The sequence below is a fragment of the Streptomyces atratus genome, assembly GCF_040655115.1.
Classification (GTDB): Bacteria; Actinomycetota; Actinomycetes; order Streptomycetales; family Streptomycetaceae; genus Streptomyces; species Streptomyces atratus_D.
The window spans coordinates 55094-72577 of sequence record NZ_JBFAJH010000027.1 but is presented as its reverse complement, the minus strand read 5'-3'; the positions used below and the strand labels follow the sequence as shown (position 1 = coordinate 72577).

Genomic DNA, 17484 nt, shown 5'->3' with positions numbered 1-17484 from the left:
ACGGCATAAGGTATCAGGGAGAAAGAAGGTGCCCGCTCCGATGAGTCAGTCGCTGCCGGTGTCGTACGTCCAGGTTGTGGGCGTGGAGCGGATCACGCCGCGGATGGCGCGTGTCACCTTTACCGGAGATGCGCTGGCCGACCTGATCGAGGACCGGCCGGATCAGCAGATGAAGCTCTGCTTCCCGAAGGGGCGGGGCGCGCCCGTGCTGCCGGAACAGGACGCCGACGACACGTACGGGATGCGGTGGTACGAGGCGTACCTCGCGATCCCGGAGGCCGACCGGCCGTGGATGCGGAGCTTCACCGTCCGGGCGTACGACCGTGAGCGCGACGAGATGACCGTCGACTTCGTGCTCCACGGCGACACCGGACCCGCCACCCGCTGGGGGCGGACCGCGCGGCCCGGGGACGTACTCGGCATGGTCGGCCCCTCCTCGGCGTACGCCCGGCCGCTGCCCGCCTCCGACTGGCTGCTGCTGGCGGGGGACGCGACAGCGCTCCCCGCGATCGGCACGCTGCTCGAAGCACTCCCGGCCGGGATGCGCGCGGTGGCGTACGTGGCGGTCGTCGACGTGGGGGAGGAGCAGCGGCTCTCCTCCGCCGCCGAGGTGACCGTGCGCTGGGTGCACGCGGGGGAGGAGCTGACGGACGTGGTCCGCGCGGCGGAGCTGCCGGGCGGGGCGGGGGCGGGGGCCGCATGGCTCGCGGGGGAGTCGGGGACCGTACGGACGCTGCGCCGCCACCTGGTCGAGGAGCGCGGGATGCCCAGGTCGGCGGTGGAGTTCAGTGGTTACTGGCGGCGCAGGCTGACCCAGGACGACGCCCCGACCGAGGAGGACCTGGCCTGGGCGAAGGAGCGGGCGGAGGAGGGTTCACCATGAGCCGCGTACCGACCGGGACGACCGGACCGCCCGTCCCGCCAGCACCGAGGTCCGCCTGCCGTCCTCGATGACGAAGCGGCCGTCGATCAGGACGTGCGGAATGCCCACCGGCAGGGTGCGGGGCGCCTCGAAGGTCGAGCCCGCCGCCACCGTCGCCGGATCGAAGAGGACGAGGTCGGCGCGGTAGCCCTCGCGGACGTACCCCCGGTCGGTCAGCCGCAGCCGGGCCGCCGGGCGGGAGGTGAGATGAGCGACGCACTTCTCCAGCGAAAGGACGCCCAACCCCCTTGCGTACCGGCCGAGATACTGCGGGAACGTGCCATACGCGCGCGGGTGCGGCTTGTCGCCCTGGAGGATGCCGTCGCTGCCGCCGGTGTGGACGCGGTGGCGCATGATCTGTCGGACGTTCTCCTCGTGGCCGACATGCTGCAGGATCGTCGAGCCGAGCCGGTCGTCGAGGAGCAGCCGCCGGGCGGTCGTCCAGGGGGTCTCGCCGCGCAGTCGCGCGGACTCGGCCACCGTACGGCCGACATGGTCGGCGAGGCCGGGTGCGCCCACGCCGGAGATCTCGATGGTGTCCCACTCGATCGGCACGCCGTGGCAGCCGTCCGAGCCGAGGACCTCCAGGTGGTGGCGGACGGTTTCCGCCAACCGGGGCCGCCGCCCCCGGCCCCCCGGGTCCTCGGTCGCCGGACGGGCTGGAGCGGACCGGTGACCGGGGGCGCTGCCCCCGCACCCCCGCTCCTCGATCGCCGGAGGGGCTGGAGGGCTGAGGACAACGCCCGCAGGGATCAGAAGAACGTGCGGATGTAGTCCGTGACCGTGCCGTCCGCCTCGACGAGCGGAATCAACTGCCACTTGTCGAACGACGTGCACGGATGCGACAGGCCCATGCCGACCCAGTCCCCGACCTCCAGTTCCGCCCCGGCCTCGGTGCGCAGCCACCCGTGCTGGTCGGACAGCCTGGTGACGGTGATGCCGGTGGCGGCCCGCACCGAACCGTCCCGCCCGGACCGTACGACCTGCGCCTGCGGAAGATCGAGGTCGTACGCCGCGTCCCGCTTGCCCGCGTTCACGAACGCCTGCTCGGCGGACGGCCGCGAGACGACCTGGGCCCAGAGACGGAACGCGGGCTGCAGGGCGCCTTCCTCCGGGACCCGGTTGAACGGTGTGAGGCGCAGGTAATGCCCGTCGTCGTGCGAGACGTACGCCCCCGAACGCAGCAACTTGCATACGGGGCGAGTGAGTTCGGGAATCGCGGCGAAGACCTCCGCGACCGTGTCGAACCACGCGCTGCCGCCCGCGCTGATCACGATCCGGTCGTCTCCGGCCAGTGCGGCGAACCGGCCCGCCTTGTCGAAGTCGGCGGCCACCCGGACGAGCCGGTGCAGCCAGTCCCGCACCCGCTCCGCGGACGCGTCCGGCACCTCGCCCTCGTAACCGGCGACCCCGACCAGCCGCAGCGTCCCCACCGCGGCCACCGCGTCGGCGACCGCCGCGCAGTCGGCCTCGGTACGGGCACCCGTGCGGGCGCCCTCACCGGCGCCGAGTTCCACGACCACGTCCACCGGACGTACCGCACCCGCGGCCCGCAGCGCCTCGTCCATCAGCTCGACGCCGCGCACCGAGTCGACGTAACAGATGAAGTGGAAGCCGGGGTCGGAGTCCAGCTCGCCGGCGAGCCAGCGCAGCGCGACCGCGTCGACGAGCTCGTTGGCGAGGAAGATCCGCTCGATCCCGTACGCGCGGTACACCCGGACCTGATGCGGAACGGCGGCGGTGATGCCCCACGCGCCGTGCTCCAGCTGGCGGGCGAAGAGCTGCGGCGCCATGGACGTCTTGCCGTGCGGGGCGAACACGAGCCCATGGCGTTCGGAGTACGTCTCCAGCAGGGCGAGGTTGTGCGCGACGGACTCCGCGGAGAGCGCGAGGACGGGCGTCGTGAAGCCGCCGGTGAAGAGGTTGCGGCGCTCTGCGGCGAGGGCGGCGACCGTGAGCCCGTCGGCGTCGGGCGGGAGCGCCTTGAAGCGGTGGTCGACCCGCTCGGCGGCGAGATCGCCGAGCGTGTGGGGAGCTGTCGCGACGTCTTCGTCGGCGGCGGCCATGGACCCTCCTCGAAATCTGTTCGTTGCATCATATGCAACGCCCGTTGCGCATATCGCTTACGGCTGTCTAACATCCGAGCCGACGCCGGGTCAATGGTGAGAGCCGGTGCGGAGCGCTCAGCAGCGAGGAGCCCAGAGTGTCCGGACCCGCAGCCGTGGGACGAGGTGGAGCCGCCACCGCCGATGTCGTCTGCGTCGGTGAGTCCATGGTGACGTTCCTGCCCTCGCAGCCCGGACGCCTCGCCGACGTCCCGTCCTTCGGCCGCGCGATCGGGGGCGCCGAGTCCAATGTCGCCTGCGCGCTCGCGGCGGCGGGACACCGCGCGAAGTGGGTCGGCCGGGTCGGTGCGGACGGATTCGGCGACCATCTCGTCGACGCGATCTCGGCCTACGGGGTCGACACGTCGGCGGTCCGGCGCGACCCGGACCGCCCCACCGGCATCTACTTCCGCACGGCGGCGGACCGGGCGACGGGTACCCATGAAGTCGCCTACTACCGGGCAGGGTCGGCGGCCTCCGCGATGTCCCCGGCCACCGTTGCGTACGAGGACCTGCTCGACGCGAGGATCCTGCACCTGACCGGCATCACGGCGGCCCTCTCCGCGGACTGCCTGTCCCTGCTCCGCTCCCTCACCGAGCCCCGCCCGGACCGCCCGCTGATCTCGTTCGACGTGAACCACCGCCCGCACCTGTGGCGCCGCGGGGACGAGGGCCCGGGCGTGCTGCTCGATCTCGCGCGCCGCGCCGATCTCGTCTTCGTCGGTGAGGACGAGGCGGAGGAGGCCTGGGGACTGCGGGGCGCCGACGCCATCCGTGAGGCGCTGCCGGAGCCGGCGGTGCTCGTGGTCAAGCGGGGGTCCCAGGGGGTGACTGTCTTCTCGGGGCGCCGCCCCGAACTCCGCTCCTCAGTCGCCGGACGGGCTGATTCCTCCGTCACGACCGTCCCCGCCCTCCACGTGGACGTCGTCGCCGCCGTCGGCGCCGGCGACGCCTTCGCCGCCGGCTTCCTCTCCGCCACTCTCCGCGGGCTCCCCGTCCGCGACCGCGTCCGCCACGGCCACCTCATGGCCGCCGCCGTCCTCACCGTCCCCGGCGACCTCACCGACCCGCCGGCCCGCGCCCACGCCGACGAACTCGTCGCTCTCGACGACGCCGCCTGGGGAAGACTTCGTCTCGGTCCCGGCTGGACGGCAGCCGGTATCGACCGGAGCCCGGCCCCGCAGGAGGTACACCCGACATGAGCCAGACCGTCGACCGAGCACTGAGCATCCTCCCGCTCCTCGCCGAGGGCCCCGCCGACCTCGGCCAGGTCGCCGACCGCCTCGGCGTCCACAAGTCCACCGCGCTCCGCCTGCTCCGTACGCTGCACGAACACGGTCTCGTCTACCGCCAGCAGGACCAGCGCTACCGCCTCGGCGCCCGCCTCTTCGCCCTCGCGCAGGAGGCCGTCGAGAACCTCGACGTACGCGAGATCGCCCACCCCCACCTCGTCGAGCTCAACGCACAGTGCGGGCACACCGTCCATCTCGCGGTGTACGAGGAGGAGGAAGTCCTCTACATCGACAAGGTCGAGAGCCGCTACCCGGTCCGGATGTACTCGCGGATCGGCAAGCCCGTCGCGATCACCGTCGCCGCCGTCGCCAAGCTGCTGCTCGCGGACCTGTCCGAGCCCGAGCGGCGGGCGGTGGCCGAGAAGCTCGACTACCCCATGTACACGTCCCGTTCGGTCCCGAACGCCGGTGCCTTCCTCAAGGAACTCGCCGTCGTCCGCGAACAGGGCTGGGCCACCGACCTCGGCGGCCACGAGGAGTCCATCAACTGCGTCGGCGCCCCGATCCGCGGCGCCGACGGCCGTGTCGTCGCCGCACTGTCGGTCTCCGCACCCAATGTGGTGGTCACGGCCGAGGAACTCCTCACCCTGCTCACGCTGGTGCGCCGTACCGCCGACACCATCAGCCGGGAGTACTCCGGCACCAACCGACCCGAGAAAGCCTGAACCGCGATGACCGAGAAGACCGCTCTCACCCCCAGCACCCACACCACGCCGCCCGCCAGGTTCTCGCACGGCGTCAGGAAGGGGAACATCCTCCAGGTCGCCGGCCAGGTCGGCTTCCTGCCCGCCGACCGAAAGGGGACCGGCCAGGCCCCCACCCCGGCCGGCCCGACGCTGCGCGAGCAGACCCTCCAGACGTTCGCCAACGTCAAGGCGATCCTGGAGGAGGGCGGCGCGAGCTGGGACGACGTGATGATGATGCGCGTCTACCTCACGGACGTGGACCACTTCGCGGAGATGAACGAGATCTACAACACGTACTTCGGCGAGCAGAACCTCAAGGAGGCCCCTGCCGCCCGTACGACGGTGTACGTCGGCCTCCCCAAGGGCCTGCTGATCGAGATCGACGCCCTCGCCGTCCTCGGCTGAACGATCCCCGGCCGATCCGCTTGCCTCACCGCACCACCACGCCGCACGGCGCGGCGCCCCGCATCGAGGGGGCGCCGTGCCGAGCCCCACAGGTCGCGGACGCATCCTGCGCGGTGGTCCGGACCGCTGTCGGCCGAAGTCACCCGTAGGTGGGTTCCATTGACGCTTTCCGGTGATCTTTTCGCGCGCGGTTCGAGGTCTCTCGCGGGTGGGCGGGTCGAGGTGGTCGGACAGTGACCGAGCCCGCCTCGGAGCCTGCCGTCGATCGGCGGAGATCCATTCTGACGTGCGGATACGAATTCTGAACACCGGGAATCGGAACGGAGTCCAGTAACCCTCCGCAGTGGTACGGCATTTAACGAGTATCAGTTTCGTCCGATTTCGCACCGGTGTGTTGCGTGCGAGTCGCCCCCGCACCGCGCGCACCTTGTCGTACTGGCCTCCGAAAAGTGTTCTCTGGCTGGTAAGACGTGGATAAAGTGCTGACGCAGAAGCACGGAGCAGGAGCGATTGCGGCCGTTGTCGTGACGACAACGGCCGGAGCCGAACGGGGAACCAGCGTGCCGACCGCAATAGCAGTGACCAGTGCTGATCTCGTGCTGCCGCCGACCGACCAGCAGACACCGACAGCCGCTTTGCTCCGGGCTCCGGAAGACCAGACCATGGACCAGGCGATCGGCGACATGCATGTGCTGCTGGAGCAGCACGGGTATGTCGTCGCCATCTACTCGGCCAGCCTGCCGGTCGCCCATGAGCGCAGGATGCACTCCGTCAGATCGGTCCTGGAGAGTGACCGGATCGCCCTGCTCAAGGTGGATCTGCCACCGTTGGGCATCGCCGTACTGGTGCGTCAGCTACGTCAGTTGTCGATCTGCGACTTCAGCCCGGGCGTGGTGGCATCCGCCGCCCGGCTGCTGTCCCACTACATCCACGCCGGCGCCCTGCTGAACTCCGTCACCAAGCTGGACCGGGTTCCGGTCAGCCTGAAGACGCACGCCAAGTCCTGGGTCCCGGGTTCCCAGTTCGCCGTACTCGCGGGTCCGAAACCGCAGCTCATCAAGGTCGGACCGACCGTCAAACCTCTGGACGGTCCCGAATTCGCGACGGATCTGCTGATCGCCAAGGGGCAGTCGCAGTCCGAATGGGTGCAACAGACCTTGGCCCCTGCATGGAAGGTCCAGGCCATTCACGAGACCGCCCCGCCTTCCGATTCCTCCGGCTGGTGGGGGACCGGAAAGCTGGTGGAATTTGCCGCTTACCTTCCGGACATCTCCGTGCTGTACCAACTCGTGGCCTCGGTAAGGCGGGAGATCTGCCACTGGTGCGGAATGGAGCTCATCGGGGACCGCTGCGGATTCTGTACGTCACCGCTTCACGCTCCCGAGAACCGAATGCCTGCCAGCGGTGTCCTCGGCCAGGGGGCACCTGCACCACCGGGCTCCTAACGCCTCCGGATTCCTCCACAGCCGCATATATCTACCCCCCGCTCCCCGATCTCCGCTCCTGTGTCTCCGCTCCCTGTCATCCGCCGTCCCCGTCGAACTGCACACAAGCCCCATGGACAGGTCCACGCGCAGACACAGACGCAGATTCAGACATGAACCGAGTCACCGCACATCCTTCTGTCCGCTGCCCCACGCATCCGATACGAACGAGGTTGTCCGGCCCATGAACTCCCGCCAGCGCCGCGGCGTGATACTCCTGCTCCTGTCGGTCCTGTGCGCCTTCGGCGCCTTCGCCGGGGTGCTCTCGGTGATCAGCGACGTCAACTCGAAGGTCGGACCCGAGGTCTCCGCCTACCAGCTGAGGTCCGACGTCGCCCCCTATACGGCGCTGTCCACCGGACAGTTCAAAAAGATCACGATGCCGAAGCGCTGGCTCTCGACCAACGCGGTGACCGATCTCTCCGAGATCAACGGCAAGATCGCCGTTACCCAGCTGCGCCAGGGTTCGCTGCTCCAGTCGGACATGATGCAGAAGCGTCCCGAACTGCAGCCCGGCGAGCAGGAGATCGCCATCATGATCGACGCCGCGACCGGCGTCGCCGGCAAGATCACCCCCGGTGCGACGGTCAACATCTACGCCACCTTCGCCGGGGAGCAGGACGGCGCGGCGTCCCAGTCGAAGGTCATCGTCTCCAACGCCAAGGTCCTGGACGTCGGCAAGCTGACCGCCCTGGAGCCGGGCCGGGACGCCAAGTCGAACATGGGCACCGAGGCCGTTCCGATCACCTTCGCGCTCAACACGCTCGACACCCAGCGCATCGCCTACGCCGAGTCCTTCGCGGAGCACGTACGCCTTGCGCTCCTCGCCTCCGGCAGCGACAGCACCATCCGCCCGGGCGACCGCACCTACACGCTCGACAAGGACAAGTGAGGATCGAATGACCACGAGGATCCTCCCGGCGGTCGGCGACCCCGACGCGGCCAGATCCGTCACCACCCTGCTCAGCCAGCTCCCCGACGCCGAGCCGGGGGCTCCCGTCGGTGACTCGACGCAGCTGATCGACACCCTCGCCCGGCTCGCGGGCGAGTCGCTCGACGAGCTGCCCGAGGTCGTGCTGGTCCATGAGCGGATCGGCCCGGTGCCGGCGCTGGAACTGATCCGGGAGGTCTCGCTGCGCTTCCCCGCCATCGGGGTCGTGCTGATCACCGCCGACGCCAGCTCCGGCCTGTTCGCCGCGGCGATGGAGTCCGGCGCCCGCGGCCTGGTCACCCTGCCGCTGAGTTACGAGGAGCTGGTCAGCCGGGTCCAGTCCGCCGCCCAGTGGTCGGTCGGCGTACGCCGCCACCTGGGCACCGGCGGAGATGTCTTCACCGGTCCCGGCGGCACGGTCGTCACGGTCAGCGGCGCCAAGGGCGGTGTGGGCGCCACCGTCACCGCGGTCCAGCTCGCCCTGGCCTCCCAGGCCTCGGGCCGTACGGTCGCCCTCGTCGACATGGACCTCCAGGCCGGCGACATCGCCTCGTACCTCGATGTGCAGTTCCGGCGCTCCATCGTCGACCTGGCGGCGATCACCGACATCTCCCCCCGGGTCCTGTCCGACGCCGTGTTCAGCCACAGCTCCGGACTCGCCCTGCTGCTGGCGCCCGGCGAGGGCGAACGCGGCGAGGAGGTCAGCGACCGGTCGGCCCGGCAGATCGTCAGCGCCCTGCGGTCACGGTACGAGGTCGTGGTCATCGACTGCGGCAGCCAGCTCCAGGGCGCCAACGCGGCGGCCATCGAAATGGCGGACACGGCGCTGCTGGTCACCACCCCGGACGTGATCGCGGTGCGCGGCGCGAAGCGCACCGTACGGATGTGGGACCGACTGCAGATCCGCAAGGCGGAGGAGACGCTCACCCTCGTCAACCGGTTCATCCGCAACACCGAGATCCAGCCCCAGCTGATCGAGAAGATCACCGGGACCCGGATGGCGAACACGGCCGTCCCCGCGAATTTCAAGGAGCTCCAGAGCGCCGTCGACGCGGGGCGGATGCACGAACTCGATGCCAAGAGCACGGTGAAGCAGGCGCTGTGGGGGCTGGCCGGAGAGCTGGGGATCGTGAAGGTCCCCGAAAACGCGGACAAGCGCGGCAAGTTCAAGAACGACCGAGGCTCGATCGGACGCCCGCGCAGACGGCGCGACGGTGACACCGGGGGCCGTGCGACGACCGAGGAGGCACGTTGAGCCATGGTGACCACCGAGATGAAAGGCCCCGGGATACGGGAGACGCGGGAGGTGCGGGGAGGGCGCTACGGCGACCCTGTCCGTGAGGGGGACAGCGGGAGGCGCGAGCGTGATCGTGGCCAGACCGCGATCGAGTTCCTGGGCGTGACGCCGCTGATCATCCTGCTGATGCTCGTGCTGTGGCAGTGCGCGCTGATCGGCTACACGTTCTCCCTGGCGGGGAACGCGGCGGACGAGGCGGCGCACAAGGGGGCCATCTCGCAGGGGTTGCGGTTCAAGGAGTGCCGGGACGCTGTCGAGGAACACCTGCCGCAGGCTTGGCGGGACGGATTGAAGTCGTCGAAATGCCGTGTCAAGTCCGGCCTGTACACCGCCGAGGTCAAGCTGCAGGTACCGGTCCTGGTGCCCGGCATCCTCAACTGGAAGTTCCCGGTCACCGGCTATGCGGCCGCGCCGCTGGAGGGCTGAGCGATGAGCAAGCGCACGCACACACCCGGCCGGACGGCCGATGTCACCACTCGCCGTGAGCGCGGCCAGGTCGCCATCGAGTATCTGGGTTTCATCCCCCTGCTGCTCCTGGTCGGCCTCCTTGCGATCCAGGCGGGCCTCGCCGCGTATGCCGCCAACCAGGCGGGCACCGGGGCCCGCGCGGGAGCCCGTATGGCCAGCATGTCGACGGGCGACTGCGACGGGCAGGCAGCCAAGGACGCGATGAGCGGCTGGACCGCCAACCGGGCCGAGGTCTACGGACCCTCCTCCGTCGACGAGGTCACCTGCACGGTCAGCGTCGACGTGCCCGACATCATCCCGGGCGTCCATATCTGGGGCCCGGCCGAACGCAGTTCAACGATGCCCCGCACCTGACCCGCACCGCACCGCTGCCTCAGCGGCGGATCAAAAAGCAAGTGGGAACGAGGAGTTACGGAATGAGTCTGCGGGCACGCATGACCGCCCCCGAGAAGAACGGTGAGGGGCGGGAGGACAGCCACATGGTGGCCACCTACCGCGCCAAGCTGCTCGAAGAGATCGACCTGGCGGAGATGTCCTCGCTCGCCGCAGCAGACCGGCGAGCCAGGCTGGAGCGCGTCCTCAGCCACATCATCAGCCGTGAGGGACCGGTCCTCTCGACCGTCGAACGCACCCAGCTGATCCGCCGGGTCGTCGACGAGGCCCTCGGTCTCGGCATTCTGGAACCACTCCTCGAAGACGCGTCCATCACCGAAATCATGGTCAACGGACCGGACCAGATCTTCGTCGAGCGCAGCGGCAAGGTCGAACAGCTCCCGATGCGCTTCGGTTCGCACGAGCAGCTGATGCAGACCATCGAACGCATCGTGTCGACCGTCAACCGCCGGGTCGACGAGTCGAATCCGATGGTCGATGCCCGCCTGCCCAGTGGTGAGCGTGTCAACGTGATCATTCCTCCGCTCTCGTTGACGGGTGCGACGCTCACCATCCGACGGTTCCCGAGGGCGTTCACGCTCCAGGAGATGATCAACGTCGGCTCGCTCGACGAGCAGATGCTGATCCTGCTCTCCGGGCTCGTCCAGGCCAAGCTCAACGTCATCGTCTCCGGCGCAACCGGCACGGGCAAGACGACCCTGCTCAACGCGCTCTCCGGGCTCATCCCGAACAGCGAGCGCATCGTCACCATCGAGGACTCCGCCGAGCTGCAGCTCCAGCAGAGCCATGTGATCCGGCTGGAGTCCCGTCCGGCGAACGTCGAGGGGAAGGGCCAGATCACCATCCGTGACCTGGTCCGCAACTCCCTGCGTATGCGTCCCGACCGGATCGTCGTCGGTGAGGTCCGTGGCGGCGAATCGCTGGACATGCTGCAGGCGATGTCGACCGGCCACGACGGCTCGCTCGCCACCGTCCACGCGAACAACGCCGAGGACGCGCTCATGCGTCTGCAGACCCTGGCGTCGATGTCCGAGATCAAGATCCCGTTCGAGGCACTGCACGACCAGATCAACAGCGCCGTCGATGTCATCGTCCAGCTCACCCGGCACGCGGACGGTTCCCGCAAGGTCACCGAGATCGCCGTCCTCGACTCGCACGGCCGGGACCCGTACCGCATCGTGACCGTCGCCCGCTTCAACGCCCAGCCGATGGCCGCCGACGGGCGGATCTACGGCGAGTTCCAGTACCTCCCGATCCCGCGCAAGATCGCCGACCGTCTCTACATGGCCAGCCAGCCCATCCCGCAGGCCTTCGGAGTCGCCGCGTCCGCCGAGCAGCTCGCCACCCGAGAGGCCAATTAGGTACCTGTGCCATGACAAATCTTCCTCTTCTCACGATCGGCGTCACCCTGCTCTGCGGCGTGACGGGCGTCATGGGCCTGCACGCCTACTCCGGCGGGAAGGCCGACCGGGACGCCCTGGTGGACCGGCTGTCGCACACCGGCCACCTCCCGGAGACCGGGCGCCACCGCCGCTTCCGGGAGCTCGACACCAGGCTGCGCAAGACCGGCTTGGGGCGGAAACTCGAACTGAAGCTGGCCGCCACCGGTCTGGACGTCACTCCGGGCGAATTCTTCGTCTACGCGATTCTCTCGATGGCCGGCCTGTGGATGACCGCCTCGTCCATACTCGCCAGCTTCTTCGGCCCGGTCGCCGCACTCATCGGTCTCTGGGGCACCAACGCCTTCCTGAACTGGCAGCGGACCAAGCGCACCGAGCGCTTCATCAACCAGCTCCCCGAGCTCGCCCGTATCCTCGCCAACGCCACCCAGGCCGGACTCGCGCTGCGCACGTCCATCGGTATGGCGGCCGACGAGATGGAGGACCCGGCGGGCGAGGAACTGGCCCGGGTCTCCAGACGCCTCGCCGTCGGTGAGTCCCTCGACGACGCGATGAGCGAACTGACCGACCGGCTCCCCTCCCGTGAACTCGTCGTACTCGTGACCACGCTCGTCCTGTCCAACCGGGCCGGCGGTACGGTCGTCAGCTCCTTGCGCAACCTCACCGAGACGCTGGAGGAGCGCAAGGAGACCCGGCGCGAGGTCAAGACCCAGCTCTCCCAGGTCACTGTCACCGCCTATGCCGTCCCCATCTTCGGCCTGGGCGCCATGCTCCTGATGAACGCGGTCATGCCCGGTGCGCTTGATCGCATGACCGGCGCGTTCATCGGCCAGGTCGCGGTGGTCATCTCCATCGCCCTGTACGCGATCGGATTCATCGTGATCCGCCGCATGTCCCGGATCGACGTCTGATGGGTGGCGCACACATGGACTTGCTGCTCGCCGGCCTGATGGGCCTCGCGGTGTATGGAGCCATCTCGGGCATCCGCATGTACCGGCGCGACGCGAAACTCCCCGGCGACCTCGCGATTGCTCTGGAGGTCGGCTCCACCCGCACCAGCGCCGTCGGCTCCGGCATCGACCGGCTCGGCATGCGCTGGGCCCCCGCTGTGCTGCGGATGATGGGCCCGAAGGCCGTCAACAAGAAGCGCCGCCAGATCGACCTGGCGGGCAACCCGGGCGGCCTGACCATCGACCGCTACGCAGCTCGCCGCTTCGTCTACGGCGCTCTCGGCGCGTTCGGCGCGCTCACGATGCTGATGCGCGGGCAGCTCTTCCTCGCCATTGTGCTGATCGCCTTCGGCCTGTTCTGGGTCGAGGTCGGCCTCTGGTCCGCGGTACGCGTACGCCGTGACCACATCGACCGGACGCTCCCCGACTTCCTCGACGTGCTGGCCGTCGTGGTCTCGGCGGGTCTCGGCTTCCGCCAGGCGCTGGCCCGAGTCGCCGAGAAGTACGAAGGCCCCTGGGCCGACGAACTCCGCATCACGCTGCGCCAGATGGACATGGGCGTCAGCCGCCGCGAGGCCTTCGACCAACTCCGCAAGCGCAACGACTCGGAACAGGTCGCCATGTTCGTGACCACGCTCCAGCAGGGCGAGGAACTCGGTGCCCCGATCGTCGAGACGCTGATCCAGATCGCCAACGACATGCGGCGCACCGACGCCCAGAACGCCCGCCGAAAGGCTGCCAGGGCCGTTCCCAAGGCGACCTTCGCGGTCACCACCTTCCTGCTCCCCGGAACGTTGGTCCTGCTGACGGTCGGCTTTGTCTATGGAGCCAACATCGACTTGGGCTTTCTCGCGGGCGGCTGACATGAATGACGCGGGCGGCGGAGAGAACGGGACAAGGGAGGTGACAGGCTCATGTCGTTCCAACTCGGCGGAACCCAGACCGGAGTGGACGCGGAGGTGCGCCAGGCGATAGCCGGTCCGGGCTCGCGCCCGGCATTCGCGATCCAGCTCAACGCACTCCAGGCGATGTGCAGGCAGGTCTTCGGCTTCCGGCTCGCGATGATTGCCATGGCCACACCGTCCGCGATCGCCCACACTGCGTCCGGCCCGGCCTCCTGGCTGATCGGCTCGGCCATCCTGGTCACCTTCATGGGCTCCTACGTCCTGTTCCGCGACTGGGAACGCTTCGGTCCCGTTTTCCTGCGCCACCCCTGGCTGTTGGGCATCGACGCCTTCTTCGGCGCCCTGTTGCTGATCACGGCCACGCCCGAATCCACGCTCGCGTACGTCACCGTGTGCACCCCGCTGCTGGCCGGACTCGTCTACGGCTGGCGGGGCGCGGCGGTCTTCGCGGCGCTCCAGATGGTGATCGTCTTCGGCGTGTACGCCACCGGCCCGAAGATGGATTCCGCCGACGCGACAGCCCTCCTTCTCCCCGGCTTCTGCGTGATCGCGGGCGCCGTCGGGGTCACCCTGCGCAATCTGCTCCTCCGATTCGGCACGGCAAGCCAGGCGCTCACCGAGACCAGGGCACGGCTCGCGGTGAACGAGGCGGTGGAGGGCGAGCGCACCCGGCTCGCCCGGGAGATGCACGACTCGGTGGCCAAGACTCTGCACGGTCTGGCGCTGGCCGCGGACGGTCTGGCCGGCTCCTCCGACCGGATGGATCCGCTCACCGTCAAGCACCAGGCCGAACTGGTCGCCCGGTCCGCTCGCCGGGCGGCGGCGGAATCGCGGGAACTCCTCTCCGACCTGCGTCGCGAGTCCGGACTCGACGGGGGAGTGGATGTCGTCGGCGAACTCCGCGCCCGCGCGGACGACTTCACCCGCCGCCACGGACTCACGGCCACCTTCCGGATGCTCAACGAGACCCCGGTCCCGTCCGTGCCGCAGGTGGTCGCCCGCCAGCTGCTCACAGTCGCCTCCGAAGCGATGGAAAACGCCCATCGCCATGCCCATCCCACCTATCTCGTCGTGCTTGCAGGCGTGAAGGGCGATGTCCTGCGCGTCAGCGTGTACGACGACGGGCGCGGCCTGCCCCCGGGCACGACACTCGACGACCTCAGGCGCGCCGGTCACTTCGGTCTCGTCGGCATGGTCGAACGCGCCGCTTCGATCGGCGCCCGTATCCGCATCGGCAAGGGTAAGGCGGCCAAGGGCACCGAAGTACGTCTCGAACTCCCGGTGGCCGCGCTCGTCGCCGGTCCGGAAACACAGCAAGTGAACTGACCCGCTCCACCCCCCACCCCCCATAGATCCTGAGAGGAGGTCGCAGAATGCCGGACGATATCTCCCGCGCTTCGGGCCAGAACTGGGCGGCACAGAATCACACCTCCCAGCACACGTCCTCGCACCTCACCCCGCTCACCTCGGAGCTCAGCTCCTCCGGGTTCCCCATCCCCCAGCAGCCCGCGGCATCCGAGGTCACACCTCCCTTCCCCGCAGCCCCGCCCATGGCCCTCCCCAGCCCCCTGCGGGTCGTCGTCGCCGACGACAACCCCGTGGTCCGGGCCGGCCTGGGCGTGCTGCTCTCCGGCCGTGAGGACATCGAAGTCGTGGCGGAGGCCGTGGACGGCCGCCAGGCCTACGACATGGCCGTGCAGCACCGCCCGGACGTCGTTCTGCTCGACGTCCGCATGCCGGGCGTCGACGGCATCTCCGCGCTGCCGCACCTTGTGCACGTCGCCCCCGTCATGATGCTGACCTACAGCCGCGAGAGCGAGATCGTCCACGAGGCGCTGCGGCTGGGCGCCGGTGGCTATCTGGTGCACGGCGAGTTCACGGCGGACCAACTGGTGCAGGCGGTACGGGACACCAAGAGCGGCCGCGCCCACTTCACCGCGACCGCGGCGAACGCGCTCCTGGCCCATATGCGGCAGGGAACGGGACCACAGGGGCGACCCCTTCCGGAGGGGCTGGGAACGGCGCTGACCACGGGCGTTCCCTACCCGGGTCCCGGATACGACGGACACCCGCCGGGCGCGGTGCAGCAGGACGGTGCGCATGCACACGGCTCCGGTCCCGAAATGGTTCCACCTGCGCCGCAACCGGTCCGATCCGCTCAGGGTCTTTCGCATCTGCAATCATTTATGGCACAGTCTTCACTGACCGGGACGCCGGGAACGGCGCCCAACAGGCAGCAGTACGGGCTGAGTTCTCGGGAGGTGGAGGTCATGGAGCTGATCGCGTCCGGCATGAGCAATCAGCAGATCGCCGCCACCTGCTTCATCAGCGAGAAGACGGTCAAGAACCACATCAACCGCATCTTCACCAAGCTCCACAGCGGCAGCCGCAGTGAGGCGATCGCCCGCTGGCTCGGCACGGCCCCGGCGAGTGGACCCGGAGCACGGGGGACTGGTGGCCGTGGCTGAGATGAAGGTCCGGACACCGCACAGGAGTGCGGGACTCGGGACCCAACTCCCCTTTTGGGCCCGGGAATGGGCCCTGGGACCCTCTGGAAGGCAGGGTGTGCCGCCGTATGTTTCTCATGTCGCCAGCGGGACCGGCCAGGAGGAAGCCGGTACCGCGGGCGGCACCAGAGAAACGTGCGAGTCGGCCGGCTACCGGTCGGCCGAACCCGGAGGGGAACACCATGTCGGACATCACCCTGAAGACCGCCGTCCGAATCAACGGTTGGGCCAACACGGCAGTCAGCGCGATCCAGAAGCGCTACGAGGCCAAGGACCGCGGCCAGACGGCGTTCGAGTACCTGGGCATCATCCTGGTGGTCGTGGCGATCATCGGCGCGATCATGGCCACGGGCATCGGTGGCAAGATCTCGCAGCGGATCGACGGCCTCGTGACCTCCATCACCTCGGGCACGTGATCGAGCGCAGTCGCCGCGATGCAGGGCAGGCCTTCCCTATCTATGTCGTGATGGTGGCGGGCCTGCTCTTCCTCGTGTTCGCATTCTTTGCCGTCGGCAAGGCTGCAGCCTTGCGTAATGGAGCCCAGGGCGCGGCGGACGCGGCAGCTCTGGCTGCAGCGAACGAGGCGCGTGAGAACTTCGAGGCCGGGTTCCTTGCCTCGCTCCCCGAGGACTTGCTCGACGCGTACCTGCAGAGTCATCCGGTCATCGGCTGCCCTGCGGCCCAGGGGTTTGCCGCCGCGAACCAGGCGGACGTCACGGGCTGCTACACGTACCCCGGTGGCTATCGGGACAGGATCAAGGTTGAGGTCGAGGGTCGAAAGCCGGTGAACTCGTCGGTGCTTCCCGGTTCGGAGACGACGCGCGCGAAGGCCACAGCCACCGCCCTGATCGAGTTCCGCTGCAAGTGGAGGTCCGTGGACCTCAACCGCGACAGCATCCGGGACATCTTCTTCTTCACATGCAAAGGTGGCCAGATGCTTGAAATCAGGCCGAGCAGCCCACCGCCCTGGTCCCAGGTGAGCAAGATTCTCTACGACGTGCATCTGGTCGACAATTGACAGCGAATGACGAGTAAAGGAATCAGAACCCATGAGCGTTCGGTGCTCCACCAAGTCCCGAAGGGTTGTGGCGGCCGTCTCGCTGGCGGCAGCGCTGGCCCTGGCTGTCACAGGCTGCGGCACTGATGACGGTGGCGGAAAGACCAATGACGCTGGTTCGTCACCATCCTCTACTCCGTCCAAGCCCTCGGAAGAGGACAAGGGCTCAAAGCAGGAGGACACGGCTGCCGGCGACAATGTGGACCCGAATGTAAAGCTCGCGCAGGCCAATGGTCGCGACGGGCTGATTCTTGTCGTCAATGAGGTAAAGCGTGATAGTGGCGGGTTCGTTACTGTCAGCGGCGTGATCAAGAATGACGGAGACAGTATTCAGAGTGGCGCCCAGTGGTCGGGCAACGAGAGTACTATCGTGGCCAAGAATCCGAATTCTGTAGCAGGCGCGACACTTGTGGACAAGGTCGGCAAGAAGCGCTACTACATCCTTCGGGACACGGATGGGCGATGCCTCTGCACCACCGGGCTGACAGCGATCCCGGCCGGAAAGTCGGTCTCTGTCTTCATGCAGTTCCCGGCGCCACCGGCAACCACCAGTGAAGTCGACTTCACGCTGCCGACGTTCGCCGCTGCCTCGCTGAAGATTTCTGGGTGATGGCCGACATGACCCACACCCTGACACGCCGCAGGCCACCGCGCCTCGCGGGCCACGTCATCGCAGCCACTT

Annotated in this window: 18 protein-coding genes and 1 pseudogene; 17 read left to right on the top strand and 2 right to left on the bottom strand. The window is 68.7% G+C overall.

Going from position 1 to position 17484, the window contains the following annotated elements; translation table 11 throughout:
- Positions 1–40 precede the first annotated feature (40 nt).
- Entirely contained in the window at positions 41–883 is an 843-nt protein-coding gene (locus AB0I23_RS25620) for a siderophore-interacting protein (RefSeq protein WP_359112574.1), read from the top strand.
- On the opposite strand, the pseudogene AB0I23_RS25615 reads toward AB0I23_RS25620, so the two are convergent.
- Together AB0I23_RS25615 and AB0I23_RS25610 are read right to left on the bottom strand one after the other, a co-directional pair.
- Positions 875–1540, bottom strand: a pseudogene (locus tag AB0I23_RS25615) (amidohydrolase family protein); the annotation flags it as partial. The gene AB0I23_RS25620 and the pseudogene AB0I23_RS25615 overlap by 9 nt on opposite strands.
- A gap of 134 nt (positions 1541–1674) precedes the next feature.
- Positions 1675–2988: an amino acid deaminase gene (locus tag AB0I23_RS25610; protein ID WP_359112572.1), complete on the bottom strand. Its 1314-nt coding sequence runs from the start codon at positions 2986–2988 to the stop codon at positions 1675–1677.
- Positions 2989–3125: 137 nt separating this feature from the next.
- Here AB0I23_RS25610 and AB0I23_RS25605 point away from each other — a divergent pair, with 137 nt between their 5' ends.
- The 16 genes from AB0I23_RS25605 (at position 3126) to AB0I23_RS25530 (ending at position 17412) form a co-directional block, all read left to right on the top strand.
- The gene (locus AB0I23_RS25605; RefSeq protein WP_359112571.1) at positions 3126–4229 is read left to right on the top strand and encodes a sugar kinase; all 1104 of its coding nucleotides are present in this window, start codon (positions 3126–3128) and stop codon (positions 4227–4229) included.
- Complete coding sequence (locus AB0I23_RS25600; RefSeq protein WP_359112569.1) at positions 4226–4984, top strand: IclR family transcriptional regulator; 759 nt, start codon at positions 4226–4228, stop codon at positions 4982–4984. The genes AB0I23_RS25605 and AB0I23_RS25600 overlap by 4 nt, the downstream gene beginning before the upstream one ends.
- A gap of 6 nt (positions 4985–4990) precedes the next feature.
- Positions 4991–5410: a RidA family protein gene (locus AB0I23_RS25595; RefSeq protein WP_359112567.1), complete on the top strand. Its 420-nt coding sequence runs from the start codon at positions 4991–4993 to the stop codon at positions 5408–5410.
- A 578-nt stretch (positions 5411–5988) separates the two neighbouring features.
- Positions 5989–6855, top strand: coding sequence for a hypothetical protein (locus AB0I23_RS25590; protein WP_359112566.1), 867 nt, complete (start codon positions 5989–5991; stop codon positions 6853–6855).
- A 223-nt stretch (positions 6856–7078) separates the two neighbouring features.
- The gene (cpaB, locus tag AB0I23_RS25585; protein WP_359112564.1) at positions 7079–7786 is read left to right on the top strand and encodes a Flp pilus assembly protein CpaB; all 708 of its coding nucleotides are present in this window, start codon (positions 7079–7081) and stop codon (positions 7784–7786) included.
- Positions 7787–7793: 7 nt separating this feature from the next.
- A complete protein-coding gene (locus AB0I23_RS25580; protein ID WP_359112563.1) occupies positions 7794–9080 on the top strand; it encodes an AAA family ATPase in 1287 nt (428 codons plus the stop codon).
- Between the two features lie 3 nt (positions 9081–9083).
- Positions 9084–9548, top strand: coding sequence for a TadE family protein (locus AB0I23_RS25575; protein WP_359112561.1), 465 nt, complete (start codon positions 9084–9086; stop codon positions 9546–9548).
- A 3-nt stretch (positions 9549–9551) separates the two neighbouring features.
- On the top strand, positions 9552–9944 hold the full coding sequence (locus AB0I23_RS25570) for a TadE/TadG family type IV pilus assembly protein (RefSeq protein ID WP_359112559.1): 393 nt from the start codon (positions 9552–9554) through the stop codon (positions 9942–9944).
- A gap of 62 nt (positions 9945–10006) precedes the next feature.
- Positions 10007–11344 carry a CpaF family protein gene (locus AB0I23_RS25565; RefSeq protein ID WP_359112557.1) on the top strand — a complete coding sequence of 446 codons (1338 nt, stop codon included), beginning with the start codon at positions 10007–10009 and terminating at the stop codon, positions 11342–11344.
- 11 nt (positions 11345–11355) lie between these two features.
- Positions 11356–12294, top strand: a complete 939-nt coding sequence (locus AB0I23_RS25560) for a type II secretion system F family protein (protein WP_359112556.1) — start codon at positions 11356–11358, stop codon at positions 12292–12294.
- Between the two features lie 14 nt (positions 12295–12308).
- Entirely contained in the window at positions 12309–13196 is an 888-nt protein-coding gene (locus AB0I23_RS25555) for a DUF5936 domain-containing protein (RefSeq protein WP_359112605.1), read from the top strand.
- A gap of 51 nt (positions 13197–13247) precedes the next feature.
- The gene (locus AB0I23_RS25550) at positions 13248–14564 is read left to right on the top strand and encodes a sensor histidine kinase (protein ID WP_359112554.1); all 1317 of its coding nucleotides are present in this window, start codon (positions 13248–13250) and stop codon (positions 14562–14564) included.
- A gap of 47 nt (positions 14565–14611) precedes the next feature.
- A complete protein-coding gene (locus AB0I23_RS25545; protein WP_359112552.1) occupies positions 14612–15706 on the top strand; it encodes a response regulator transcription factor in 1095 nt (364 codons plus the stop codon).
- A 221-nt stretch (positions 15707–15927) separates the two neighbouring features.
- Entirely contained in the window at positions 15928–16161 is a 234-nt protein-coding gene (locus AB0I23_RS25540; protein WP_359112551.1) for a hypothetical protein, read from the top strand.
- Positions 16158–16763: a pilus assembly protein TadG-related protein gene (locus AB0I23_RS25535; RefSeq protein WP_359112549.1), complete on the top strand. Its 606-nt coding sequence runs from the start codon at positions 16158–16160 to the stop codon at positions 16761–16763. Before AB0I23_RS25540 ends, AB0I23_RS25535 begins: the two co-directional genes overlap by 4 nt.
- Positions 16764–16794: 31 nt before the next feature.
- Positions 16795–17412 carry a hypothetical protein gene (locus tag AB0I23_RS25530; protein WP_359112546.1) on the top strand — a complete coding sequence of 206 codons (618 nt, stop codon included), beginning with the start codon at positions 16795–16797 and terminating at the stop codon, positions 17410–17412.
- Positions 17413–17484: the final 72 nt, after the last annotated feature.

Excerpts from the sequence above, each read along its gene's own strand:
- AB0I23_RS25620 (WP_359112574.1), top strand. The coding sequence starts at position 41 with ATGAGTCAGTCGCTGCCGGTGTCGTACGTCCAGGTTGTGGGCGTGGAG.
- AB0I23_RS25610 (WP_359112572.1), bottom strand. The coding sequence starts at position 2,988 with ATGGCCGCCGCCGACGAAGACGTCGCGACAGCTCCCCACACGCTCGGC.
- AB0I23_RS25600 (WP_359112569.1), top strand. The coding sequence starts at position 4,226 with ATGAGCCAGACCGTCGACCGAGCACTGAGCATCCTCCCGCTCCTCGCC.
- AB0I23_RS25595 (WP_359112567.1), top strand. The coding sequence starts at position 4,991 with ATGACCGAGAAGACCGCTCTCACCCCCAGCACCCACACCACGCCGCCC.
- cpaB (WP_359112564.1), top strand. The coding sequence starts at position 7,079 with ATGAACTCCCGCCAGCGCCGCGGCGTGATACTCCTGCTCCTGTCGGTC.
- AB0I23_RS25580 (WP_359112563.1), top strand. The coding sequence starts at position 7,794 with ATGACCACGAGGATCCTCCCGGCGGTCGGCGACCCCGACGCGGCCAGA.
- AB0I23_RS25575 (WP_359112561.1), top strand. The coding sequence starts at position 9,084 with ATGGTGACCACCGAGATGAAAGGCCCCGGGATACGGGAGACGCGGGAG.
- AB0I23_RS25570 (WP_359112559.1), top strand. The coding sequence starts at position 9,552 with ATGAGCAAGCGCACGCACACACCCGGCCGGACGGCCGATGTCACCACT.
- AB0I23_RS25565 (WP_359112557.1), top strand. The coding sequence starts at position 10,007 with ATGAGTCTGCGGGCACGCATGACCGCCCCCGAGAAGAACGGTGAGGGG.
- AB0I23_RS25560 (WP_359112556.1), top strand. The coding sequence starts at position 11,356 with ATGACAAATCTTCCTCTTCTCACGATCGGCGTCACCCTGCTCTGCGGC.
- AB0I23_RS25555 (WP_359112605.1), top strand. The coding sequence starts at position 12,309 with ATGGACTTGCTGCTCGCCGGCCTGATGGGCCTCGCGGTGTATGGAGCC.
- AB0I23_RS25550 (WP_359112554.1), top strand. The coding sequence starts at position 13,248 with ATGTCGTTCCAACTCGGCGGAACCCAGACCGGAGTGGACGCGGAGGTG.
- AB0I23_RS25545 (WP_359112552.1), top strand. The coding sequence starts at position 14,612 with ATGCCGGACGATATCTCCCGCGCTTCGGGCCAGAACTGGGCGGCACAG.
- AB0I23_RS25540 (WP_359112551.1), top strand. The coding sequence starts at position 15,928 with ATGTCGGACATCACCCTGAAGACCGCCGTCCGAATCAACGGTTGGGCC.
- AB0I23_RS25530 (WP_359112546.1), top strand. The coding sequence starts at position 16,795 with ATGAGCGTTCGGTGCTCCACCAAGTCCCGAAGGGTTGTGGCGGCCGTC.